The 23,767-nt window shown below is 71.5% G+C and carries 17 protein-coding genes; 10 read left to right on the top strand and 7 right to left on the bottom strand.

Annotated features, from left to right (window positions below; all coding sequences use genetic code 11):
* Positions 1-5 precede the first annotated feature (5 nt).
* Positions 6-1,025, bottom strand: coding sequence for a bile acid:sodium symporter family protein (locus AMK11_RS26820; protein ID WP_198941475.1), 1,020 nt, complete (start codon positions 1,023-1,025; stop codon positions 6-8).
* Positions 1,026-1,210: 185 nt separating this feature from the next.
* On the opposite strand from AMK11_RS26820, the gene AMK11_RS26815 reads away from it, so the two are divergent.
* The 3 genes from AMK11_RS26815 (at position 1,211) to AMK11_RS26805 (ending at position 5,100) form a co-directional block, all read left to right on the top strand.
* Positions 1,211-2,092 carry a LysR substrate-binding domain-containing protein gene (locus tag AMK11_RS26815; protein WP_073730629.1) on the top strand — a complete coding sequence of 294 codons (882 nt, stop codon included), beginning with the start codon at positions 1,211-1,213 and terminating at the stop codon, positions 2,090-2,092.
* Between the two features lie 261 nt (positions 2,093-2,353).
* Positions 2,354-4,180, top strand: coding sequence for an AMP-dependent synthetase/ligase (locus tag AMK11_RS26810; RefSeq protein ID WP_073730628.1), 1,827 nt, complete (start codon positions 2,354-2,356; stop codon positions 4,178-4,180).
* Between the two features lie 83 nt (positions 4,181-4,263).
* The gene (locus tag AMK11_RS26805) at positions 4,264-5,100 is read left to right on the top strand and encodes an aldo/keto reductase (protein ID WP_073730627.1); all 837 of its coding nucleotides are present in this window, start codon (positions 4,264-4,266) and stop codon (positions 5,098-5,100) included.
* A gap of 67 nt (positions 5,101-5,167) precedes the next feature.
* Here the strand turns inward: AMK11_RS26805 and AMK11_RS26800 are convergent, their stop codons facing one another.
* Together AMK11_RS26800 and AMK11_RS26795 are read right to left on the bottom strand one after the other, a co-directional pair.
* Entirely contained in the window at positions 5,168-6,088 is a 921-nt protein-coding gene (locus AMK11_RS26800; RefSeq protein WP_073730626.1) for a class I SAM-dependent methyltransferase, read from the bottom strand.
* Between the two features lie 147 nt (positions 6,089-6,235).
* Positions 6,236-7,972, bottom strand: coding sequence for a glycoside hydrolase family 6 protein (locus AMK11_RS26795; protein ID WP_073730625.1), 1,737 nt, complete (start codon positions 7,970-7,972; stop codon positions 6,236-6,238).
* A 578-nt stretch (positions 7,973-8,550) separates the two neighbouring features.
* On the opposite strand from AMK11_RS26795, the gene AMK11_RS26790 reads away from it, so the two are divergent.
* On the top strand, positions 8,551-11,472 hold the full coding sequence (locus tag AMK11_RS26790) for a glycoside hydrolase family 48 protein (protein WP_073730624.1): 2,922 nt from the start codon (positions 8,551-8,553) through the stop codon (positions 11,470-11,472).
* A 273-nt stretch (positions 11,473-11,745) separates the two neighbouring features.
* Positions 11,746-11,994 (top strand): hypothetical protein, encoded by a 249-nt coding sequence (locus AMK11_RS26785; protein WP_073730623.1) that lies wholly within the window; start codon positions 11,746-11,748, stop codon positions 11,992-11,994.
* A gap of 15 nt (positions 11,995-12,009) precedes the next feature.
* On the opposite strand, the gene AMK11_RS26780 is transcribed toward AMK11_RS26785, so the two are convergent.
* From AMK11_RS26780 to AMK11_RS26770, 3 genes are all read right to left on the bottom strand, one after another.
* Positions 12,010-13,887: a rhamnogalacturonan lyase gene (locus AMK11_RS26780; protein ID WP_073730622.1), complete on the bottom strand. Its 1,878-nt coding sequence runs from the start codon at positions 13,885-13,887 to the stop codon at positions 12,010-12,012.
* Between the two features lie 86 nt (positions 13,888-13,973).
* The gene (locus AMK11_RS26775) at positions 13,974-14,714 is read right to left on the bottom strand and encodes a class I SAM-dependent methyltransferase (RefSeq protein WP_073730621.1); all 741 of its coding nucleotides are present in this window, start codon (positions 14,712-14,714) and stop codon (positions 13,974-13,976) included.
* 4 nt (positions 14,715-14,718) lie between these two features.
* Positions 14,719-15,024 carry a 4a-hydroxytetrahydrobiopterin dehydratase gene (locus AMK11_RS26770; protein ID WP_073730620.1) on the bottom strand — a complete coding sequence of 102 codons (306 nt, stop codon included), beginning with the start codon at positions 15,022-15,024 and terminating at the stop codon, positions 14,719-14,721.
* Between the two features lie 154 nt (positions 15,025-15,178).
* Between AMK11_RS26770 and AMK11_RS26765 the strand changes: the two genes are divergently transcribed.
* Positions 15,179-15,994: a helix-turn-helix domain-containing protein gene (locus tag AMK11_RS26765; protein ID WP_073730619.1), complete on the top strand. Its 816-nt coding sequence runs from the start codon at positions 15,179-15,181 to the stop codon at positions 15,992-15,994.
* Here AMK11_RS26765 and AMK11_RS26760 read toward each other — a convergent pair.
* Complete coding sequence (locus AMK11_RS26760) at positions 15,976-16,401, bottom strand: hypothetical protein (RefSeq protein ID WP_073730618.1); 426 nt, start codon at positions 16,399-16,401, stop codon at positions 15,976-15,978. The genes AMK11_RS26765 and AMK11_RS26760 overlap by 19 nt on opposite strands.
* Before the next feature lie 218 nt (positions 16,402-16,619).
* On the opposite strand from AMK11_RS26760, the gene AMK11_RS26755 reads away from it, so the two are divergent.
* The 4 genes from AMK11_RS26755 (at position 16,620) to narH (ending at position 23,763) form a co-directional block, all read left to right on the top strand.
* Complete coding sequence (locus tag AMK11_RS26755) at positions 16,620-17,483, top strand: helix-turn-helix domain-containing protein (protein ID WP_073730617.1); 864 nt, start codon at positions 16,620-16,622, stop codon at positions 17,481-17,483.
* 58 nt (positions 17,484-17,541) lie between these two features.
* The gene (locus AMK11_RS26750) at positions 17,542-18,363 is read left to right on the top strand and encodes an SAM-dependent methyltransferase (protein ID WP_073730616.1); all 822 of its coding nucleotides are present in this window, start codon (positions 17,542-17,544) and stop codon (positions 18,361-18,363) included.
* A gap of 109 nt (positions 18,364-18,472) precedes the next feature.
* On the top strand, positions 18,473-22,168 hold the full coding sequence (locus AMK11_RS26745) for a nitrate reductase subunit alpha (RefSeq protein ID WP_073730615.1): 3,696 nt from the start codon (positions 18,473-18,475) through the stop codon (positions 22,166-22,168).
* Positions 22,168-23,763: a nitrate reductase subunit beta gene (gene narH / locus AMK11_RS26740; RefSeq protein ID WP_073730614.1), complete on the top strand. Its 1,596-nt coding sequence runs from the start codon at positions 22,168-22,170 to the stop codon at positions 23,761-23,763. Before AMK11_RS26745 ends, narH begins: the two co-directional genes overlap by 1 nt.
* Positions 23,764-23,767 lie beyond the last annotated feature (4 nt).

Genomic DNA, 23,767 nt, shown 5'->3' with positions numbered 1-23,767 from the left:
CCGGGTCAGCGGTCGCCGGTGCCCGCTGCCGCGCGTTCGGGAGGGGCGGCCCCCTCATCGGCGGCCCTCGCCTCGGCGTCCGCCCCCGGGTCGTGCGACCGGCGCTTGGCGATGACCGCGCACACCATGAGCTGCATCTGGTGGAAGAGCATCAGAGGCAGCACGGCCAGCGAGGCCTGGGCGCCGAACAGGACGCTCGCCATCGGCAGTCCGGCGGCGAGGGACTTCTTCGACCCGGCGAACTGGATCGCGATCCGGTCCGCCCGGCCGAACCCCAGCGCCTTCGCCCCGTACCAGGTCAGCAGCAGCATCACGGCGAGCAGCACGGCCTGGACCGCCAGCAGCCCGGCCATCTGCGCCGGGCTGACCTGGTGCCAGACACCCTCGACCATGCCCTCGCTGAACGCCGTGTAGACGACGAGGAGGATCGAGCCTCGGTCGACGAGCCCGAGCACCTTCTTGTGCCGGGCGACGAAGCCTCCGATCCAGCGGCGCAGCACCTGCCCGGCGACGAACGGCACCAGCAGTTGCAGCACGATCTCCACCACCGAGTCGGCGGAGAACCCGCCTCCGTCGCCGCCCAGCAGCGCGGCCGCCAGCAGCGGCGTCACGACGATGCCGACCAGCGAGGAGAAGGAGCCCGCGCAGATCGCGGCGGGCACGTTGCCGCGGGCGATCGAGGTGAAGGCGATCGACGACTGGATGGTGGACGGCACCAGGGTGAGGAAGAGCAGGCCCTGGTAGAGGGGGTCGGTCAGCAAGGCCGGGACGAGTCCCCGCGAGGCGAGGCCCAGCAGCGGGAAGACGACGAAGGTGCAGGCCAGCACGGTGACGTGGAGCCGCCAGTGCCGCAGGCCGTCCATCGCCTCCCGAGTGGACAGCCGGGCCCCGTAGAGGAAGAAGAGGAAGGCGATCGCGGCCGTGGAGGCACCGGAGGCGACGTCCGCGCCGGTGCCCCGGGCCGGCAGCAGTGCCGCGATGCCCACCGTCCCGAGCAGCAGCAGGATGTACGGGTCGATCGGCATCCAACGCGGCCGTCGCAGGCGTCTCACGGTGCTCCACTTACTTGTTCTGCTCGGTCTGCTCGTCGTACTCGTCTGTCGCCCTCGCGGGGCTCACGGGTTCCCGCTCCATCCTGCTCGCTCGCCCAGCGATCGGGAATCCGGCATACCGCTCTGACTGCCATCACGATCAGCGATAGGCTGGCGGCATGTACGAGCCGTCGCACCTGCGCACTTTCCTGTCGGTGGCGCAGACGCTGAGCTTCACGCAGGCCGCCCGGCGGCTGGGGCTGCGCCAGTCGACCGTGAGCCAGCACGTGCGGCGGCTGGAGGACGCCGCCGGCCGGCAGCTCTTCAGCCGCGACACCCACTCCGTGGAGCTGACGGAGGACGGCGAGGCGATGCTCGGGTTCGCACGCCGGATCCTGGAGGTGCACGAGCAGGCGACGGCCTTCTTCACCGGTACGCGGCTGCGCGGGCGGCTGCGGTTCGGGGCGTCCGAGGACTTCGTACTGACCCGGCTGCCGGAGATCCTGGAGGGCTTCCGGCACGACCACCCCGAGGTCGACCTGGAGCTGACGGTGGAGCTGTCGGGGACGCTGCACGAGCAGCTGGCCGCCGGGAAGCTGGACTTGGTCCTGGCCAAGCGGCGGCCCGAGGACCCGAGGGGCGAGCCGGTCTGGAGCGACCGGCTGGTGTGGATCGGCGCGGAGCGCCTGCGCATCGACCCGGACCGTCCGGTGCCGCTCATCGTCTACCCGCCGCCGGGCATCACCCGCGCGCTCGCCTTCGACGCCCTGCAGCGGCAGGGCCGCGAGTGGCGCGTCGCCTGCACCAGCGGCAGCCTCAACGGGCTGATCGCGGCGGCTCGCGCCGGCCTCGGCGTGATGGCGCACTCGCGGGGACTGATCCCGCCCGGCCTGGTGCGGGTGCCGGACCGGGCCGGGCTGCCGGAGCTCGGCCGCGTCGACTTCGTACTGGTGCACGGCAGGCGGCATCCCTCGGCGCAGGGCGCGGCAGACGCCCTGGCGGCCGCGATCCTGGCGGGCGGCGACCGCCTGCACCGGTCCCGGCGGACCGCTCTGGGGTAGGTGAGACGGCCACGCCGTCCCCTTACCGGCGGCAGGCGGGTCGTACAGATTCGGTGGAGATTACGGCACCGAAACTTACTCAAACGTCAGGAACGTGTCCGACCCTTCCCCATGTGAGCGCATTTCCTCCCGCTGACCAGCGCGGACCTGAGCACCGCTCGCGTTCGGCGCCCCTGCCGCCGCCCTTCCTCGTGGGGTAGCTTTCACCGCGCTGTGCGGGGCGTCACCCGGAACCAGGGAGCCAGGAGCGGGGAGCGGGGTTTGCGCGAGTTCACCAGTCCTCCGTCGACGTCGGCACCACCGGTGGGCGGTCTGGCCGACGTCGTCTTCGGGCATGCCCAGGAGGACCCGGGACACATCGCGCTCGGCCGCAAGGACGACGCCGGGCAGTGGCGGGACGTGACCGCCGGCGCGTTCCGCGACGAGGTGCTGGCCCTCGCCAAGGGACTGCTCGCCCAGGGCGTCCGCTTCGGTGACCGGGTCGCCATCATGTCCCGCACCCGCTACGAGTGGACACTCTTCGACTTCGCCCTGTGGACGATCGGCGCCCAGGTGGTGCCCGTCTACCCGACCTCCTCGGCCGAGCAGTGCCTGTGGATGCTCCACGACGCGGAGGTGACGGCCGCGGTCGTGGAGCACGAGGACCACGCGATGACGATCGCCACCGTCATCGACCGGCTGCCGCGCCTGCGCGGCCTGTGGCAGCTCGACTCCGGCGCCGTCCAGGAGCTGTACGACGCGGGCGCCCACCTCGACGACGAGGTGGTGCACCGGCACCGCAAGGCGGTCACGCCGGACACGGTCGCCACCGTCATCTACACCTCGGGCACCACGGGCCGCCCCAAGGGCTGCGTGCTGACGCACGGCAACTTCATGTACGAGGCGGACACCGTCATCGAGCGCTGGGAGCCGGTGTTCCACTCCAGGAAGGGCGACGAGGCGGCGACCCTGCTGTTCCTGCCGCTCGCCCACGTCTTCGGGCGGATGGTGGAGGTCGCGGCGATCCGCGGGAAGGTCCGCTTCGGCCACCAGCCGCAGCTCAACGCCGCCGCGCTGCTGCCCGACCTGGCCGCGTTCAGGCCGACGTTCATCCTGGCCGTGCCGTACATCTTCGAGAAGGTGTTCCACGCGGCCCGGCGCAAGGCCGAGAAGGAGGGGAAGGGCGGCCCCTTCGAGAAGGCCGTGGACGTGGCCGTGAAGTACGCGGAGGCGGTGGAGGCGAGGGCCTGGGGCATCGGGCCGGGACCGTCGGCGGGCCTGCGCGTGCAGCACCAGTTCTTCGACAAGCTCGTCTACGCCAAGGTGCGGGCCGCCATGGGCGGACGCATCCGCAACGCCATGTCCGGCGGCTCGGCGATGGACCGGCGGCTGGGGCTGTTCTTCGCGGGCGCGGGCGTGCAGATCTACGAGGGCTACGGCCTGACCGAGTCCACCGCGGCGGCCACCGCCAACCCGCCCGAGCGCACCCGCTACGGCACCGTCGGCCGGCCGATCCCGGGCGTCACCGTGCACATCGCGGACGACGGCGAGATCTGGCTGAACGGCGACAACGTCTTCCAGGGGTACCTGAACAACCCCAAGGCCACCGACGAGACCCTGCACGAGGGCTGGCTGGCCACCGGCGACCTGGGCGCGCTGGACGAGGACGGCTACCTCACCATCACCGGCCGCAAGAAGGAGATCCTGGTGACCTCCGGCGGCAAGAGCGTCTCTCCCGGCCTGCTGGAGGAGCGCGTCCGGGACCACCCGCTGGTCAACCAGTGCATCGTCGTCGGCAACGACCGCCCCTACGTGGCCGCCCTCATCACCCTGGACACCGAGGCGGTCGACCACTGGCTGGCGATGCGCAACAAGCCCCGGATGTCCCCGGCCGAGCTGGTGCACGACGCCGACCTGGAGACGGAGGTGCGGCGCGCAGTCGTCGCCGCCAACACGCTGGTGTCCCAGGCCGAGTCGATCCGCACCTTCCGCATCCTCGCCCAGCCGTTCACCGAGGAGCACGGGCTGCTCACCCCGTCGCTCAAACTCAAGCGCAAGGCCATCGAGAACGCCTACGGCGCCGAGGTCGAGGCGCTTTACGGAGCGTGAGTTCGCCGGTCAGGAATGCGTCACGGCCCGTGATCGTTGACGATGGGAGTACCACCTGACCACAACCGAAGGATCAAGAGCTCGTGAGCAGCAAGGTCCCCCCGATCATCCTGAACAACGGCGTCGAGATGCCCCAGCTGGGCTTCGGCGTCTGGCAGGTGCCGGACGACGAGGCCCGCACGGCCGTCGCCCAGGCGCTGGAGGCCGGGTACCGCAGCATCGACACGGCGGCGATCTACGGCAACGAGGAGGGCACCGGCCAGGCGATCGCCGCCTCCGGCGTCCCCCGCGAGGATCTGTTCGTCACCACCAAGCTCTGGAACAAGGACCAGGGGTACGACTCCACCCTCCGCGCCTTCGACACGTCGCTGGCGAAGCTGGGCCTGGAGTACGTGGACCTGTACCTGATCCACTGGCCGATGCCGGCCAAGGAGCGCTACGTCGACACGTACAAGGCGTTCGAGAAGCTGCACGCCGACGGCCGCGTCCGGGCCATCGGCGTCTCCAACTTCCTGCCGGAGCACCTGGAACGGCTGATCGGCGAGACGTCGGTCATCCCCGCCGTCAACCAGATCGAGCTGCACCCGCACCTCCAGCAGCACGCCGCCCGCGAGTACCACGCGGAGCAGGGCATCGCCACCGAGGCGTGGTCCCCGCTCGGCTCCGGCAAGGGCATCCTGGAGATCCCGGCGATCGTGGCGATCGCCCAGAAGCACGGCCGCAGCCCGGCCCAGGTGGTGCTGCGCTGGCACCTCCAGGTCGGCAACGTGGTGATCCCGAAGTCCGTGACGCCGTCGCGGATCAAGGAGAACATCGACGTGTTCGGCTTCAGCCTGGACACCGAGGACCTCGCGGCGATCAGCGCGCTGAACGAGGACCGGCGCACCGGCCCGGACCCGGCGGAGCTCAACGGCGAGTGAGACGACGCCCGCGTGTGAGGGGTCCGGCCGTCGCGCCGGGCCCCTCACGTGTGTGCGGGCCGGGCGGTCAGGCCGGCCGCACCGCCGTGTAGACCGTGTGCGCCACCAGCACGAACAGGTCCTGCCGGCGGTGCGCGCTCGCCTCGTCGGCGGGGTCGAGCAGCCGGTCGAGGGTCTCCCGGTCGGTGGCGTCGAGGCCGTCACCGAGGCGGTCGCGCAGGCGGGACAGGGATGTGGTGACGTAGGCGCGGGCCTCGTCCGACAGCGGCGCCGGCAGGTCCAGCAGGAAGCTGCGGGTGCCGGTGTGCTTCAGGCCGGCGGCGGTCAGCATCGCCGGCCAGTCCTCGGTCTCGGGCACGGAGCCCGGCGTGTTCGCGCGCATCTCGGCGAAGGCGTCCTCCTCCACGGCGTGCATCCTGGCCTGCAGCCCCGGGCGGCCGATCCCGATGTCGCGGGGCAGGAACCGGGCGGGCAGCCCGCCCTCCAGGACGGCCAGGGTGCCGCCCGGTGCGAGGTGCCCGGCGAGTGCGGCCACGGCCGCGCGCTGGTCACCGAGGTGGTGCAGGCTCTGGCTCGCCCACATCAGGTCGGCCGGGTAGTCGAGCTCGCCCAGTACTCCGGGCAGCTCGCCGGCGAGGGTGCCGAAGCGGTCGGCGGCACCGAGGCGGGCGGCGCGGTCGCGGGCCCGCTCCAGCAGGGGCTCGGCGCCGTCGGCGGCGAGGACGCGGGCGCCGGGGAAGGTGTCGGCGAACAGGCAGGAGACGACGCCGGGGCCGCTGCCGACGTCGACGACCAGGCCGGGATCGGTCACCTCGCGTGCCAGCCAGGCCATGGCCTGCCGGTACAGCGGCGTGTACAGCTCCGCCTGGGCCTCCAGCAGCGGGGCCATCTCGGCCCAGTCCATGTCGGTGTGGTCGTGGCCGTGGCCGTGACCGTGACCGTGTCCGGTGTCGTGCCGGTGGTGGGTGTCGTGGTGGTCGTGCGCCATGGTGATCAGCCTCCCGTTCGCGGTGCCGTCAGAGTGCGACGACGCACCGCGCGGAGGCAAATGAAGTTGCCGCGACCGCAAAAAATACCGTCGGGGCCCGGCCGGGGAGGGCCGGGCCCCGACGGCGTCAGCTACGCCGCGGTCCGCTCAGGACAGGGGCGGGTAGGCGTTCTTCATCAGCTCCTGGAACTGCGCGGAGAACCAGTGGCCGGAGACCGGTGCGTCGGGCAGCGCACCGGAGGGGCTGTTGCCGTTGCGCGCGTTGCCCTCGTAGGTCGGGTCGCACATCCGGTCGAAGCCCTTGCCCTCGTTGTTCGGGATCTCCTCGCTCGCGCCGTCGGACTCACCCGGGGGCTTCATCCACACGTACGCGTCGATCCCCGCGGCGGGGCTGGCCTGCGGACGCTCACCGAGACCGGCTCCGGACTGGTTGCACCAGTTGCCGAGGTGGATGCGGCGGTCGTAGCGCCCACCGTCCACGTAGGTGTTCACGTCGGTCATCGCGCCCGGTCCGCTGGGCCGCGCCTCGCCGCCCCAGCCGTTGCGGGAGGTGTCGATCAGCATGCCGAGGTTCTGGTCGAAGCCGATCGAGACCAGCTTGTCGCGCATGGCCTGGGCGTAGGACAGCTCGTCGGTGTACTGGTTCCAGTCGATCCAGTCGGACTGGCGCACGGTGGTTCCGTTGACCGAGTCCGTGATCTTGAAGTTCTCCTCCTTCAGCGCGCTGTAGTTGGCGGTGTTGACGATGAAGCCGTGCACGTCGTCGACGGTCGCGCCCTCGGTGGTGGCGGCGGTCTTGAACATCTCGGCGGAGGGATCGAAGTTGCTGTCCCAGCCGAGCCAGCCGTGGTGGCCGGCGTCGACGTAGTTGTAGACGTTGCCGACGTCGCCGAGCTTGTTCAGGGCGTATCCGACGCCCTTCTGGTAGTTGCCGTTGGCCTTCATGATGTCGCAGTTCTCCGTGGCGGTCGGCCGCCCGGAGACGTTGGTGACCAGGTTGGGCAGCGAGTCGATCTCGACCGTGGTGACGATCCGGAGGTCCGCGTACTTCGGGTCGGCGAGGATCTCGGCGATCGGGTCGATGTACTCGGTCTTGTACCGGCCGATCTCCTCCGGGCCCAGCTCGCCGTTGGACGCGAGGGCGGCGCAGTCGCGTCCGGGCAGGTTGTAGATGACGAGCTGGACGACGAGTTCCCCGGAGCCCTTCTGTGTCAGCGCCTCGTCGAGGTGGTCGCGCAGCCCCATGCCGCCGTTGACGCCCTCGATGGCGGCGGTCCGGTCGAGCCACACACCGGTGGGCTGGTCGGCGATGCGGTCGCCGCCGGGCTCGGCCGCCGCGTTGGCGCTCCACTCGGGGTTCACGTAGACCTTGGCACCGTCGTAGGGGTTGTCCACCCGCTCGCCCTGCTCCGGCGGATCGGTCGGGTCCGGCGGGTCGGTCGGGTCCGGGTCGGTCGATCCGCCGTCGTCGACGTTGCAGGTCGCGCCGTTGAGGGTGAAGGTGCCGGGGATCTCGTTGCTTCCGCTGTAGGTGCCCTGGAAGCCGAAGCTCGCCGAACCTCCCGTGGAGAGGGTGCCGTTGTACGACTCGTTGGCCACGGTGACGGCGGCGCCGCTCTGGCTGACCTTCGCGTTCCAGCTGTTGGTGACCTGTTGACTGCCGGCGAACGTCCACCCCAGGGACCAACTGGAGGTCGCGGCGCCGTTGTTGGTGACGGTCACGGCTGCGGTGAAGCCGCTGCCCCAGTCGTTCTGCACCTGGTAGTCGACGGTACAGGGGACGGCCGCCGCGCCGGCGCCGGCGGACTGCGCGGCGAAGGCCGTGCCGGAGGCCCCGGCGACCAGCGCCAGGGCGGCGAGCATCGCGGTTCTGCTGCGGGTCATGAGTGCGGGTTCCTTCTTTCGTCAGGGGTGCGCGTGCGTTCGGTCAGGGGTGCGCGTGCTGTTCGGTCGAAGGTGCGCGTGCTGTTCGGTCGAAGGTGCGCGTACTGGACGTCCGGGACCGCGCGCACCGGCGCGGCCCGCTTCCGGACGGCATGGGGGTGCCGTCGCGGACGGAGGTCAGGAACGGCCCGCGGGCACGGTGGAACCGCCCGGGGGGTGTGCGAGCCGGCACGCCGGCCGATGACGCGCCGGACGCGCCGCGGGCGCGGCTAAAAGTCCTGAACGCGGAAGGTGGTGCGGGGGGTGGCGCATGAGCGACTCCTCGCAGTTCGGGCGCGCCGTGACGGACGCGTCGACTGATGGAACCGCTCCCACTGGTGCCGATGAAGGTAGCGCCAAGTGACGGTGAAGAACAGAGGAGTTACCGACTTTCTCCCGACAGCACCCGTCGAATCTTTTCGACTCTCCACACATCTTGACCGCACTGACCCCCCTCCTCACTATGGGAGCGCTCCCACTGGTTCAAGGCTTGTTGCTCCGCCCCCACACTCCCCGAGCCGCAAGGAGGAACCAGCACCATGCATCCCGCACCCAGACGCAGACGCCGCACGGCGCGGCGGCTGTGGACGGCCGCCCTGGCCGCCCTCGCGTTACCCCTCACCATGCTGGGCACCGGTTCGACTCCCGCCCGGGCGGCCGCACTCCAGTGCAGCGTGGACTACCGGACCAACGACTGGGGCTCCGGCTTCACCGCCGAGCTGACACTCACCAACCGCGGCGCCGACGCCATCGACGGCTGGACGCTGACGTACGACTACGCGGGCGACCAGAAGCTGGCCAACGGCTGGAACGGCACCTGGAGCCAGTCCGGGAAGACGGTCACCGTCAGGAACGCCGCGTACAACGCCCGGGTCGCGGCCGGCGCCGCCGTCACCACCGGCGGGCAGTTCACCTACAGCGGCACCAACACCGCGCCGACGAGCTTCGCCGTCAACGGCACCACCTGCGCCGGGGCCCATCAGCCCCCGATCACCGTGCTGACCAGCCCGGAGCCGGGCTCGGTCTACTCGCAGGGCGAGGCCGTCCCGCTGGCCGCCACGGCCGCCGCGGCCGACGACGCCACCATCAGCAAGGTGGAGTTCTACGACGACACCACTCTGCTGGGCACCGACACCAGCGCGCCCTACACACACTCGGCCTCTGGCTTGACCGTGGGCAGTCATTCACTGGTGGCGAAGGCGTACGACAGTATGGGCGCCTCCGCCGCCTCGGTGCCGGTCGGCATCACGGTCGCCGCGGGACCGACCGTGGTCGCCACCCCCGCACAACTGGGCGTCCAGCAGGGCGAGTCGGGCACGTACGCGGTCAAGCTGTCGAAGGAGCCGGCCGCGGACGTCACGGTGACGACGGCCCGCACGAGCGGCAACACGGGCCTGTCGGTCTCCGCCGGGGCGAGCCTCACCTTCACCCCGGCCAACTGGGACACCGCCCAGGAGGTGACCGTCGCGGCGGACGCCTCCGGCACCGGCTCGGCGGTCTTCGAGTCGACGGCACCCGGTCACGGCAAGGCCGCGGTCACCGTGACCCAGCTGGGCGCCCAGAAGGACTACGACGCCCGCTTCCTGGAGCTGTACGGGAAGATCACCGACCCGGCGAACGGCTACTTCTCCCCCGAGGGCATCCCGTACCACTCGGTCGAGACGCTGATCGTGGAGGCGCCGGACCACGGGCACGAGACCACGTCCGAGGCGTACAGCTACCTGCTGTGGCTCCAGGCCATGTACGGCAAGGTCACCGGCGACTGGGACCGGTTCAACAACGCCTGGGAGATCATGGAGACCTACATGATCCCCACCCACTCCGACCAGCCGACCAACTCGTCCTACAACGCGTCCGAGCCGGCGACCTACGCGCCCGAGCTGGACACGCCGCAGGAGTACCCGGCGAAGCTGGACGGCACGGTCTCCGTCGGCCCGGACCCGATCGCCGGTGAGCTGAAGTCGGCGTACGGCACGGACGACGTCTACGGCATGCACTGGCTCCAGGACGTCGACAACACCTACGGCTACGGCAACTCGCCCGGCAACTGCGAGGCGGGTCCGTCGGACACCGGCCCGTCCTACATCAACACCTTCCAGCGCGGCGCGCAGGAGTCGGTGTGGGAGACGGTGCCGCAGCCGACCTGCGACGCCTTCAAGTACGGCGGCCCCAACGGCTACCTGGACCTGTTCACGGGTGACGCCTCCTACGCGAAGCAGTGGAAGTTCACCAACGCCCCGGACGCCGACGCGCGGGCGGTGCAGGCGGCGTACTGGGCGGACGTCTGGGCCGAGGAGCAGGGCAAGGGCGACGAGATCGCCGGGACCCTCGACAAGGCCGCCAAGATGGGCGACTACCTGCGCTACGCCATGTACGACAAGTACTTCAAGAAGGTCGGGAACTGCGTGGGGCCGTCGAGCTGCCCGGCCGGCACCGGCAAGGACTCCTCACACTACCTGCTGTCCTGGTACTACGCGTGGGGCGGCGCCGTCGACACCTCGGCGGGCTGGGCCTGGCGCATCGGCTCCAGCCACACCCACGGCGGCTACCAGAACCCGCTGGCGGCGTACGCGCTGAGCACGTACGACGACCTGAAGCCGAAGTCGGCGACGGGTGCGGCGGACTGGGCCAAGTCCCTGGACCGGCAGATCGAGTTCTACCGCTGGCTCCAGTCCGACGAGGGCGCCATCGCGGGCGGCGCGACCAACAGCTGGGCGGGCCGGTACGCCACCCCGCCGGCCGGTACGCCGACCTTCTACGGCATGTACTACGACGAGAAGCCGGTGTACCACGACCCGCCGTCCAACCAGTGGTTCGGCTTCCAGGCGTGGTCCATGGAGCGGGTCGCCGAGTACTACCAGCAGAGCGGCGACGCGCGGGCGAAGGAGGTCCTGGACAAGTGGGTCGACTGGGCGCTGTCGGAGACGACGGTCAACCCGGACGGCACCTTCCTGATCCCGGCGACGCTGAAGTGGTCGGGGCAGCCGGACACCTGGAACGCGTCCTCCCCCGGTGACAACGCCGGCCTGCACGTCACCGTCGCCGACTACACCAACGACGTCGGTGTGGCTGCGGCGTACGCCAAGACCCTGACGTACTACGCCGACCGCTCCGGCGACACCGAGGCGGCGTCCACCGCCAAGGCGCTGCTGGACGGCATGTGGGAGAACAACCAGGACGCGCTCGGCATCGCCGTCCCGGAGACCCGCGCCGACTACAACCGCTTCGACGACCCGGTGCACGTGCCGGACGGCTGGACCGGGACCATGCCGAACGGTGACACGATCGACGCGTCGTCGACGTTCTCCTCGATCCGCTCCTTCTACCAGGACGACCCGGCCTGGTCGAAGATCGAGAGCTACCTCGCGGGCGGCGCCGCGCCGACGTTCACGTACCACCGGTTCTGGGCGCAGGCGGACATCGCCCTCGCCATGGGTTCGTACGCGGAGCTGCTCGAATAGTCCCCCGCGAAGCGCTCCGCGGGTCGCGCGGGTTTTCGGCTGCGGGCCGTTCGTGGCTGGTCGCGCAGTTCCCCGCGCCCCTTGGGGGCGCTTGACGGCTCCGTGTGCGCGGTTCCGCCACCGGACGGTGGAACCACCTGCCGGGCGGCCCTCGTTCACGCCGAGGGTCGCCCGGTTTTCACGACCAGTGCGCCCGTTTCGCGCCCTTGTGGCCCTGCCGCCCACGTTCGACCGTTGAGGTGTGTGGGAGTGGAACCGAGGACAGGGGTCCGCATGGCGCACAAGTGGGAGGGCACGGCAGGGCTGTTGCTGCTCGGGCTGGCGGTGCTGCTGCACCGGGCGGTCACGGCAGAGGCCGCGAAGAGACGGTTCGAGCACTGGCGCAACGCCGCCCTGCGCGCCGCGTACCGGCGTGGCGTACCCGTGGAGGTACTCGCCTCCCGGACACGGCTGACGCAGGGGTGGGTCAGGAAGGTGGTCACCGGCGGGAAGAAGCTCCCGCCGGTGGACGAGGCCGCGTGAGGACGCGGCGGCGGATCAGGGCGTGTACACCGTCGGCCTGGGTGCCGTCGTCATCCCGTCGCCGATGAAGAAGCTCGGGTGCGGGGGCTGGTTGTAGGCGGTGTTCTGCCAGGCCAGGGCCGTGCGGTACTGGGTGTCGTGGAGGAGGGTCGTGATCCTGCGGTCCGTCTCGTGCGGGGTGGAGTAGATGCGCAGGGCCGTGTTGTTCGTCGTGCGCCAGACGATCTCCTCTCTCCAGTCGCCGAGGATGTCGCCGGACAGGACCGGGGTGGCCTTCGTGCCGTTGTTGGAGGCGACCGAGGAGCCGGTGAGCAGGCGGGTGTCGCCGGAGGTTCCGTACTTGTCGACGCGGGTGCCGTCGAGGAGTTCGCGGACGGGGTCGCCGTCCCACCAGGACAGGAAGTTGGTGCTGGAGGGCTTGCGGCTGTTGACCACCGTGCCCTTCGGGGCGCGGATGCCGCTCTCCGCCGACGACCAGGACTCCGCGCCCGCGCTGCCGGACCAGATGTCGGCGGAGACGCCCCGGCCGTTGTCGCCGCTCGCGCCCGTGGCCCAGATGATCTGACCGGTGCGGGCGTCGGCCATCCAGGAGGAGGGCTTGGAGCTGTCCTCGTCGACCTTGAACTCCTCCAGGCCGGGGCGGGACGGGTCGAGGTCGCCGACGTGCATGGCGTCGCCGTGGCCGTTCCTCGTGGTCCACAGGGCGTGGCCGTTGTCGTCGACGGCCATCGCGCCGTAGACGATCTCGTCCCTGCCGTCGCCGTCGACGTCCGCCACGGAGAGCTGGTGGTTGCCCTGGCCGTCGTAGCCCCTGCCGGCGTTGGTGGAGGAGTTGGTGTCGAAGGTCCAGCGGCGGGTGAAGCGGCCGTCCCGCCAGTCCCAGGCGGCGATCACCGAGCGGGTGTAGTAGCCGCGCGCCATGATCAGGGAGGGACGGGAGCCGTCCAGGTAGGCCGTGCCGGCCAGGAAACGGTCGACGCGGTTGCCGTAGGAGTCGCCCCAGGAGGAGACGTTGCCCCGGGCGGGGACGTAGTCGACCGTGCCCATGGCCCTGCCGGTCCGCCCGTCGAACATGGTCAGGTACTCGGGGCCGGTGAGGATGTACCCGGACGAGTTGCGGTGGTCGGCCGACGGGTCGCCGATGACCGCGCCCGTGCCGTCCCTCGTGCCGTCGGCGGTCTTCATGGCGACCTCGGCCCTGCCGTCGCCGTCGTAGTCGTACACCTGGAACTGCGTGTAGTGGGCGCCGGAGCGGATGTTGCGGCCGAGGTCGACGCGCCACAGCCGGGTGCCGTCGAGGCGGATGCCGTCGACGATCGTGTTACCGGTGTGGCCGGACTGGGAGTTGTCCTTGGCGTTGGTCGGCTGCCACTTCAGGACCAGGTCGAGGGCTCCGTCGCCGTCGAGGTCGCCGACGGAGGCGTCGTTGGCCTCGTAGGTGTACGAGACGCCGTCGGGGGTGGTGCCGCCGGCGGGCGGGGAGATCGGCACGTCCTTGTAGCCGGCCCGGAACTGGATCGCGTGGACCGAGTCGCCCTGCTCGGTGCCGTTCACCACCGCGCGGACCGTGTAGTCGGCGTGGGAGGGGGCGCCGGCGTGGAAGAAGGTGGTGGAGCCGGTGACCGGCGTGGAGTTGACCTTCGTGCCGGCGCGGTAGACGTTGAAGGAGACGTTGTCCGGGTCGGTGGCCAGCCAGCGCCAGCCGACCAGGTTGCCGGCGCCGGTGTGGACACTGACCACGCCCCGGTCGAGGGCCTCGGCCTGCCGGGCGGTCGCCGCTTCGGCGGTGTCGGTGGTGAGCGTGGTCAGGCCGGTGCCGACGAGCGCGGTGGCGGCGAGGGCCGCGCCGAGGACGAGCGGACGGCGTCTGCGGTACTTGTGGGGGTGGCTCACGGGACGGACCTCCTGGAGGACGGATGGGTTCCGCCTCTTGGTCGCCGCCCGGGGCGGCCGGGTTGCCGCCCATCGGCCGCGGTTTCCTACGGCTTCGCGAACGCCCTCAGCGTGAACACCGGGTCGGGCCGGGGCCGGTCCTGGTCGGGCAGGGCCGCGAGCCGGTCGGCGTAGTCGTCCGCGAGCGGGTCGCCCGGCGGCAGCGTGACGAACCAGCCGCGCCTGAGGTCGGCGATCGTGCGGCGGGGGCTGCGGCCCTGGCCGTGGCCGGTGAAGCGGGCGTGTCCTGCGGGGAGCAGGCCGTGGGCGCGGGCGTGGGACTCGACGAGGTCGGCGGCGTCGTGCGCGGTGCTCGGCGGGCGGGTGGCCAGTACGGCGTCGATGTCGCTGCCCACGTTGTGCGAGGCGCCCTTGTCGACCGTGGTCACGTACACCCCGCCGGGGCGCAGGACGCGGGCGCACTCGCCGACGATCGCCCGCACGTTCGCGCCGCCGCCCGCCAGGTGGAGCAGCCAGACGCTGCTGACGGCGTCGAACTCGCCGTCCCTGAAGGGCAGCCTGCGGCTGTCCGCGAGCACCACGGCGCCGGGCAGCCTGGCGGCGGCGCGCCGGGCCATGGCGGGCGCCAGGTCGGCGCCGGTCAGGCGCAGGCCCTCCCGGCCGGCCGCGAGCCGCCGGGTGACGATGCCGGTGCCGCAGGCGACGTCGAGCAGGCTGCGCGCCCGCGGTGGTACGAGGCTCAGTACGGCCCGTGCGGCGGCCTCGGCGCGGGGCTCGCCGCCGCGGGAGGCGTCGTAGACTTCCGCTTCCTTGTCGTAGTCGAGCACACCGTCAGTGTGCCCCGTGGCCGGCGGCCAGGTCTTCCACCCTGCGGGCGAGCTCCACGTCCTTCTCGGTGATGGCGCCGCCCGCGCTGTGGGTGTGCACGGCGAGGGCGACCGTGTTGTAGCCGAGGGTCAGGTCGGAATGGTGGTCGAGCTCCTCCTGCACCTGGGCGACGTGGACGACCATCGCGGTCGCCGCGAAGTGCGAGCCGAGCCGGTAGGTGCGGGTGAGGCGGCCGTCGTCGAGGGACCAGCCCGGCATCCCGGCCAGCCGTTCCTCGATCTCCTGCTGCGGCAGCGGTTCGACGGGCATGGGCTGCGCTCCTCTCCTGGGCGGCCGACGGCTCGGCGGACGGCTCGGTTGCCGCATCACCTTCACCTTCAGCCTGCCACAGCCGGGCCGTCCGGGCCCTGGTCAGGAGGGCCGGCCCACCCCTTGAGGGGCCCGGGTCGGCTACCGTGCGGGTATGACCGCACTCGTGTCAGGTACCGCCCCCACCGCCCAGGGCGTGGGTCCGCTGCTGCGGGCCTGGCGGGAGCGGCGACGGGTCAGCCAGCTGGAGCTGGCGCTGCGCGCCGACTCCTCCGCCCGGCACATCAGCTTCGTCGAGACGGGCCGCTCCCGGCCGAGCGAGGAGATGGTGCTGCGGCTCGCCGAGCACCTGGAGGTGCCGGTGCGCGAGCGCAACGCGCTGCTGCTCGCGGCCGGTTACGCCCCGCGCTACCCGGAGACCCCGCTGGACGACCCGGCGCTGGACGCGCTGCGCGAGGGCATGGAGCGGCTGATCCGGGGCTACGAGCCGTATCCCGCGCTGGTCGTGGACGCGACGTACCAGGTGCTGGCCGCCAACCGGGGCATCCTGATGCTGCTGGAGGGTCTGCCGGAGCACCTGCTTCAGCCGCCGGTCAACGCGATGCGGCTGACCCTGCACCCGGAGGGCCTGGCGCCGCGCATCCGCAACCTGCGCGAGTGGCGCGGGCACCTGCTGGAGCAGATGCAGCGGCAGATCGCCCTGCACCGCTCGGAGCCGCTCCGGGCGCTGTACGAGGAGGTGGCGGCGTACCCGGTACCGGAGAGCGGCGCGGGCGAGGAGCCGGCCGAACCCGTGCCGTACTTCGCGCTGCCCATGCAGATCGAGCACGAGGGACGGACCCTGTCGTTCATCTCGTCCATCTCCACCTTCAACACGCCGATGGACGTGACCGTCGCCGAGCTGGCCATCGAGACGCTGCTCCCGGCCGACCCGGCGACGGTCAAGTACCTTCAGACGCTGCTGTCCTGACGCTGCCTCAGCGCGGCGTACTGGAGCAGCGCGAATCCGGCGACGGTGAGTGCCTGGAGGACGGTCCACACGGCGCCGGCCGTGGTGGGCGTCAGCCACAGGCCGAGGGCGGCGAAGCTGACCGCGGCCCAGGCGAGGTTGGCCTCCACGACCGCCCGCACCCCGAGGGCCGGCGGCCGGGGGCGCGCGGCCAGCAGGGCGACGCACCCGGCGTACACCGCGAGGAACGCGCCGAGGGCGAGGAGCAGCCCGGAGCCGGCGCCGAGGAACCGGCCCAGCGGACCGGAGAGCGCGAGGTAGGCGACCGCGTTGGCGCCGGTCACCACCGCGTCGAGGGCGAGGAAGCGGCGCAGCATCAGCTGCGGTTCGGTGGTGCGGGCGAGGACGGCCAGCTGGTTGGCGGACATGACGAGTCATCCTCCGTCGGGGTCGGGGCGCTGCTGCGGGAACCGGGTCCGGACCGGAGTGCGCCGGCCCGGAACCCGATGGCTCCACGATCGCGTCCCGGCCGCGCACGGTCGATTACCCGGCAGGTAATGATGTTGATCCGCGAACACCCCTTGTGAGACTGACAGGGGAACATGACAGACTGCGGTGAGACTTGGGCGCGTTGGGGAGGCGTGGCGTGAGTGAGCGGCGGGCCGCACCCACCGTGGGCCAGGTGGTCCTGGGCAGGCGGTTGCAGGAACTGCGGGAGACGGCGGGCCTCAAGCGCGAGGAGGCCGCCAAGGTGCTCCGGGTGGCCCCGGCGACCGTGCGGCGCATGGAGATGGCCGAGGTCGCGCTGAAAATACCGTACGTCCAGATCCTGCTGACGGCGTACGGGGTGCCCGCGGCGGAGGTCTCGGCGTTCGTGGCGCTGGCCGAGGAGGCGAACCAGCCGGGCTGGTGGCAGCGGTACCACGACGTGCTGCCGGACTGGTTCAGCATGTACGTGAGCCTGGAGGGCGCCGCGCGGATCGTCCGCTCCTACGAGCCGCACTTCGTGCCGGGGCTGCTGCAGACCGAGGACTACGCGCGCGCGGTCATGGAGGCCGGGACGATCGCCAACGCGGGCGGTGAGGCCGTCGAGCGGCACGTGTCGCTGCGCATGGAGCGGCAGCGGCTGCTGGAGCGCGCGGACCCGCCGCACCTGTGGGTGGTGATGGACGAGACGGTGCTGCGGCGGCCGGTGAGCATCGACGCCGGGGTGATGCGCGGCCAGCTGGACAAGCTGCTGGAGTTCGCGACCCGGGACCGGGTGACGCTCCAGGTCGCCGAGTTCGACGACGGGCCGCATCCCGGGACGTACGCGCCGTTCACCCTGTTCCGGTTCGCGGAGCCGGAGCTGCCCGACATGGTCTTCACCGAGTACCTGACGGGCGCCCTGTACCTGGACTCCCGTACGGAGGTCTCCGCGCACCTGGAGGTCCTGGACCACATGACGGCGCGCGCGGCCTCGACCCAGCGCACCGAGAAGATCCTGCGCGCGTACCGCGAGAACTTCTGAACCGGCAGTCCCGGCAACCACGACCCCTGACGCCCCGGCACCGAGGAGACCACCGCGCATGACCGGATCCGACGCCACGCCCGCAGCCGCTCCCGTCGACACCGGCCGGCCGCACCCGGCCCGCGTCTACGACTGGTGGCTGGGCGGCAAGGACAACTACCCCGTGGACGAGGAGCTGGCCCGCAAGATCCTCGCCGCGGACGACACGGCGGTGCGCGGGGCGCGGGCCAACCGCCGGTTCATGCACCGGGCGGTGCGGACGCTCGCCGAGGCCGGGGTGCGCCAGTTCCTGGACATCGGCACCGGCATCCCCACCGAGCCGAACCTGCATCAGGTCGCACAGGCCGTGGCGCCCGAGGCGCGGGTGGTCTACGCGGACAACGACCCGATCGTGCTGCGGCACGCCGAGGCGCTGCTGCACGGCTCCGCTGAGGGCTCCACGGAGTACGTCCACGCGGACGTCCGCGACCCGGACACCATTCTGCGGCCGGCGGCCGAGTCCCTGGACTTCGCGCGGCCGGTGGCGCTGTCGCTGGTGGCCCTGACGCACTACCTCGGGGACGCGGCCGACGGCGACGACGTGCACGGCCTGCTGAAGCGGTACGTGGACGCCCTGGTGCCGGGCAGCTACCTGGTCCTCTCCCAGGTCACACCGGATCTCAACCCGGAGGCGGTGGGGAAGGCGGCCGGGCTGTTCGCCCGCAGCGGCACGCCGTTCTACCCGCGCTCGCTCGGCGAGTTCTCCCGCTTCTTCGACGGACTGGAGCTGCTGGGCCCCGGCGTCATCCCGGTCACCGGATGGCGGCCGGAGCCGGAGGACGTGGCGGCCCAGGCGGAGGGCATCGTGCCGGTGTACGCGGGGGTGGCGCGCAAGGTCTGACGGGACCGGCCGGCATCCGCCCTGACCCGTACGGGCGCCGCGAAAAGGTGCGCTCCCGCGCCCGCCCCTAGGTTCGGAAGCCAGGGCCCGGTCGATCAAGGGAGCGCACGTGACCGACACGCGGACACCGCCCACCGAACCGGGCGCGGCGCTGCTGCGCGCGGGCCGGTTCTTCCGGCCCGGCACCGCCGCCCCCGACCTGCACAGCATCGGGCTGGTCGGCGGCCGTGAGTCGGACGCGTTCTACCGGGACCGCTGGAGCCACGACAAGGTCGTCACCTCCACGCACGGCGTGAACTGCACGGGATCGTGCCGCTGGAACGTGTTCGTCAAGGACGGCATCATCACCTGGGAGACCCAGGCGACGGACTACCCGTCGGTGGGCCCGGACCGCCCCGAGTACGAGCCGCGCGGCTGTCCGAGGGGCGCGGCGTTCTCCTGGTACACGTACTCGCCGACCCGGGTGCGCTACCCGTACGTGCGCGGGGTGCTCCTGGAGATGTACCGGGAGGCGAAGGCCCGGCTGACGGACCCGGTGCTGGCCTGGGCCGACATCCAGGGCGATCCCGAGCGGCGGCGGCGCTACCAGCGGGCGCGCGGCAAGGGCGGCCTGGTCCGGGCGAGCTGGGACGAGGCGGTCGAGATGGTCGCCGCGGCCCACGTCCACACCATCCGCACCCAGGGCCCGGACCGCATCGCGGGCTTCTCTCCCATCCCGGCGATGTCGATGGTGTCGCACGCGGCGGGCGCCCGCTTCCACTCCCTCATCGGCGCCCCGATGCTGTCGTTCTACGACTGGTACGCCGACCTGCCGGTGGCGTCCCCGCAGGTCTTCGGCGACCAGACGGACGTGCCGGAGTCCGGCGACTGGTGGGACGCGGCCTACCTGATCATGTGGGGGTCGAACGTCCCGGTGACGCGGACGCCGGACGCGCACTGGATGGCGGAGGCCCGCTACCGGGGCCAGAAGGTCGTGGTCGTCTCCCCCGACTACGCCGACAACACCAAGTTCGCCGACCAGTGGCTGCACCCGCACCCGGGCACGGACGGCGCGCTGGCGCTGGCGATGGGGCACGTGGTGCTCAAGGAGTTCTTCGTCGACCGGGAGACGCCGTTCTTCGACGACTACGTGCGGCGCTTCACCGACCTGCCGTTCCTGGTGACGCTGACCGAGCGGGACGGGGCGTACGTGCCGGCGAAGTTCCTGCGCGCGGCCGACCTGGGGCAGGAGGGTGCGGACGCCGCCTGGAAGACGGTGGTGCTGGACGACGCGACGGGCCGCGCGGTCGTGCCGAACGGCTCGCTGGGCTTCCGCTGGAACGAGGCCGACCGGGGGAAGTGGAACCTCGACCTGGGTGACGTGCGTCCCCGGCTGAGCCTGCACGGCCATGAGATGGCGTCGGGCGTCGAGGTGCTGCTCCCCCGCTTCGACACCGAGGGCGGCGCGCACGCGCAGGGCCGCGGCGAGGTGGTGACGCGGGGTGTGCCGGCGACGCGGCTGGGCGGGGCGACCGGTCCGCTGGTGACGACGGTGTTCGATCTGCTGCTGGCCCAGTACGGGGTGGCGCGGCCCGGAGTGCCGGGCGAGTGGCCGGCGTCGTACGAGGACGCGGACGCGCCCGGCACCCCGGCCTGGCAGGAGACGCACACCTCGGTGCCGGCGGCGGCCTGCGTGCGGATCGCCCGGGAGTTCGCGCGCACGGCCGAGCGCTCCAAGGGGCGCTGCATGATCCTGATGGGCGCGGGCACCAACCACTGGTTCCACTCCGAGACGATCTACCGGGCCTTCCTCGCCCTGCTCCAGCTCACCGGCTGCCAGGGCCGCAACGGCGGCGGCTGGGCGCACTACGTGGGCCAGGAGAAGTGCCGTCCGGTGACGGGCTGGGCGTCGCTGGCCGCCGCCTCGGACTGGTCGCGTCCGCCGCGCCAGATGATCGGCACCGCGTACTGGTACCTGAACACCGACCAGTTCCGCTACGACCGGTTCGGCGCCGACGTGCTGGCCTCCCCGCTGGGCGAGGGCCGGTTCGAGGGCATGACGGGCGCGGACTGCCTGGCGCTGTCGGCGCGGACGGGCTGGATGCCGTCGTACCCGACCTTCGACCGCAACCCCCTGGAGCTGGGCGAGACGTTCGGCGACCCGGTGGCGAGCGCGGTGGCCGAACTGCGGGCGGGCACCCTGAAGTTCGCCTGCGAGGACCCGGACGCGCCTCGGAACTGGCCGCGGATCGTGACCCTGTGGCGGGCCAACCTGCTGGGCTCGTCGGCCAAGGGCGCCGAGTACTTCACCAAGCACCTGCTGGGCACCCACTCCTCGCTGCGCGCCGAGGAGGCCGCACCGGACCAGCGGCCCCGGGACGTGGTGTGGCACGAGGAGGCGCCCGAGGGCAAGCTCGACCTGCTGCTGTCGCTGGACTTCCGGCACACCTCCTCCACCCTGCTGTCCGACGTGGTGCTGCCGGCGGCGACCTGGTACGAGAAGCACGACCTGTCCAGCACGGACATGCACCCCTACGTGCACGCCTTCTCCCCGGCCGTGAGCCCGCCGTGGCAGACGCGCACCGACTTCGACACGTTCAAGGTGCTCGCGGAGAAGCTGAGCGAGCTGGCCGCCGGCCACCTCGGCGTACGCAAGGACCTGGTGGCGGCGCCGCTCCAGCACGACACGCCGGGCGAGATCGCCCAGCCCGGCGGGGTGGTACGGGACTGGCGGCGCGGGGAGTGCGATCCCGAGCCCGGGAAGACCATGCCGAACCTCGTCGTCGTGGAGCGGGACTACACGGCGGTCGGCGCGAAGTTCGCGGCGCTGGGCCCGCTGGTGGAGGCCAAGGGCCTGCCCGCGAAGGGGATCACGCTGCGGCCGGACGAGGAGGTGGCGCGGCTTCGGGAGCTGAACGGCGCGGTGCGCGGCGGCCCCGCCGACGGCCGCCCGGCACTGGACACGGCGGTGAAGGCCGCCAACACCATCCTGGCCCTCTCCGGCACCACCAACGGCCGTCTGGCCACCCAGGGCTTCCACACCCTGGAGGCGAAGACCGGGCAGGAGATGGCCCACCTCGCCGCCGAGCACGAGGGCAAGCGGATCACGTACGCCGACACCCAGTCGGCGCCCGTGCCGGTGATCACCTCGCCGGAGTGGTCGGGCAGCGAGGCCGGCGGCCGACGCTACACGGCGTTCACGCTCAACACCGAGCACCTCAAGCCCTGGCACACCCTCACCGGACGGCAGCACTTCTTCCTCGACCACGACTGGATGCACGAGCTGGGCGAGGCGCTGCCCGTGTACCGGCCGCCGCTGGACATGAGCCGGCTCTTCGGCGAGCCGCAGCTCGGCCCCGACGGGCACCGCGAGGTGACGGTCCGCTACCTGACCCCGCACAACAAGTGGTCCATCCACTCCGAGTACCAGGACAACCTGTTCATGCTGGCGCTGTCGAGGGGCGGCCAGACGATCTGGATGTCCACGCGGGACGCGGAGGCGATCGGGGTCTGTGACGACGACTGGATCGAGGCGGTCAACCGCAACGGCGTGGTGGTGGCCCGCGCGATCGTCTCGCACCGGATGCCACCGGGCACGGTCTACATGCACCACGCGCAGGAGCGGACGGTCAACGTGCCGCTCGCGGAGACCACCGGGAAGCGCGGCGGCATCCACAACTCGCTCACCCGGCTGCTCCTCAAGCCGAGCCATCTCATCGGCGGCTACGCCCAGTTGTCGTGGGCGTTCAACTACCTCGGTCCGACGGGCAACCAGCGCGACGAGGTCACCGTCATCCGCCGCCGCAGCCAGGAGGTCGAGTACTGATGCGTGTGATGGCCCAGGTCGCGATGGTCATGAACCTCGACAAGTGCATCGGCTGCCACACCTGCTCGGTCACCTGCAAGCAGGCGTGGACCAACCGGCGCGGCATGGAGTACGTCTGGTTCAACAACGTGGAGACCCGCCCGGGGCAGGGTTACCCCCGGCGCTACGAGGACCAGGAGAAGTGGAAGGGCGGCTGGGAGCTGAACCGGCGCGGGGCGCTGAAGCTCAAGGCGGGCGGCCGGATCAAGAAGCTCGCCGGAATCTTCTCCAACCCGAGGCTCCCGGAGATCAAGGACTACTACGAGCCCTGGACGTACGACTACAAGAACCTCACGGACGCCCCGCTCGGCTCCGACTACCCGGTCGCCCGGCCCGTCTCCCAGATCGACGGCAAGCCGATGAAGATCGGCTGGTCCTCGAACTGGGACGACGACCTGGGCGGCGCCCCCGCCTACGGCGACCTCGACCCGATGGTGGAGCGCACGCGGCAGCAGGCCTCTCAGAAGGTGCGGTTCGCGTACGAAGAGACCTTCATGTTCTACCTGCCGCGCATCTGCGAGCACTGTCTCAACCCGTCGTGTGTCGCCTCGTGCCCGTCCGGGGCGATGTACAAGCGCTCGGAGGACGGCATCGTCCTCGTCGACCAGGACCGCTGCCGGGGCTGGCGGATGTGCGTGACCGGATGCCCGTACAAGAAGGTGTACTTCAACCACCGCACCGGCAAGGCCGAGAAGTGCACGTTCTGCTACCCGCGCATCGAGATCGGGCAGCCGACGGTCTGCTCGGAGACCTGCGTCGGCCGCCTCCGGTACCTGGGTGTGGTGCTGTACGACGCCGACAAGGTGACCGAGGCCGCCTCGACCGAGAACGAGCAGGAGCTGTACCAGGCCCAGTTGGGCGTCTTCCTCGACCCCGAGGACCCCTCGGTACGGCGGGCGGCGGAGGAGGCGGGCGTCCCGTTCGACTGGATCGAGGCGGCCCGGCGCTCCCCCGTGCACGCGCTGGTGAGCAAGTACCGCGTCGCGCTGCCCCTGCATCCGGAGTACCGGACCATGCCGATGGTCTGGTACATCCCGCCGCTGTCGCCGGTGGTGGACGCGCTGACGGAGACCGGGCACGACGGCGAGGACGCGGACAACCTGTTCGGGGCGATCGACACGCTCCGCATCCCCCTGGAGTACCTGGCGGAGCTGTTCACGGCGGGCGACACCGGCCCGGTGCGGGCGTCGCTGGAGAAGCTGGCGGCGATGCGCTCCCACATGCGGTCGGTCAACCTCGGCGAGGACCCCGACCCCGGTGTCTGCGCGAGTGTCGGCTTGAGCGCCCAGGAGGTGGAGGACATGTACCGCCTGCTGGCGCTCGCCAAGTACGAGGAGCGGTACGTCATCCCGACGGCGGCCGTCGGGGACGCGCACCGGCTGGAGGCGTCCGCGCTGCCGGACACGTGCAGCCTCGACACCGACGGCGGGCCGGGGATGGGCGGGGACGGGCCGTTCGGCCGGGACTCGGGGCGCAAGCGGCTGCCGTTGGTGCCGGTGGAGAACTTCCACATCCTGCGCAGGCGGCAGACCGCGGACGACGAGAGGGAGGTCTGATCCG

This window comes from Streptomyces sp. CB02414 (assembly GCF_001905385.1).
GTDB lineage: Bacteria > Actinomycetota > Actinomycetes > Streptomycetales > Streptomycetaceae > Streptomyces.
The sequence above is the reverse complement of the archived record's forward strand: the minus strand, read 5'-3'. Positions and strand labels throughout refer to the sequence as shown.